This window comes from Acinetobacter sp. UBA3132 (assembly GCF_002364825.1).
Taxonomy (GTDB): domain Bacteria; phylum Pseudomonadota; class Gammaproteobacteria; order Pseudomonadales; family Moraxellaceae; genus Acinetobacter; species Acinetobacter schindleri.
The window spans coordinates 1837-2617 of record NZ_DEZM01000210.1 but is presented as its reverse complement, the minus strand read 5'-3'; the positions used below and the strand labels follow the sequence as shown (position 1 = coordinate 2617).

Genomic DNA, 781 nt, shown 5'->3' with positions numbered 1-781 from the left:
CATGGACTCGATGATCAACCGTTATACGGCAGATCGCAAGATTCGTTCAGATGATGCCTATTCACCAGACAATCAGCCAAACAAACGCCCAGACCGGGCGGCAACCGTATATTGCCAGCGTGTGCGTGAAGCTTATCCAGATGTGCCTGTATTGTTAGGTGGTATTGAAGCATCATTACGTCGTATTGCGCATTATGATTACTGGTCAGATAAAGTGCGTCGTTCAGTATTGATGGACTCTAAAGCCGATCTTTTGATGTACGGTAATGGTGAGCGTTCCATCACTGAAATCATGCATCGTCTGGCGCGTGGCGAAAAAATCCAAGACATTACCGATGTTCGTGGTACAGCATTTATTGTCAATAAACACAACCGCCCGTCGAAAGCAAAATTTGTTGAAATCGCATCGAATGATGTCGATACGATTGGTCGTGTCGATCCAATTATTAACCCTTACGTCATGACTGAAGATATTGAAGGTTGTGAGATTGAACAAGGGAAGGACTCGAGCCAGTACCAGGGTTTCCAAAAAGAACATGTCGCTAATCCAATTGTCCGTGAAGGCGACAATTTGGATGAAAATACGCAAATCGTGCAGTTACAACCGGCGTCGAAAGCGATTAAACATAAATTACCACCGCGTGAATTGGCTGTGATTCGTTTGCCTGCTTTTGAAGAAGTGGTGAATGATCCGGTGCTTTATGCACATGCTAACCGTATTTTACATCTGGAAACCAATCCAGGGAATGCGCGTGCATTAGTACAAAAGCATGGTGAACGT

General features: G+C 44.7%; 1 pseudogene. It reads left to right on the top strand.

Annotated features, from left to right (window positions below):
• Window positions 1–781 (top strand): annotated as a pseudogene (locus B4033_RS11650) (YgiQ family radical SAM protein); the annotation flags it as partial.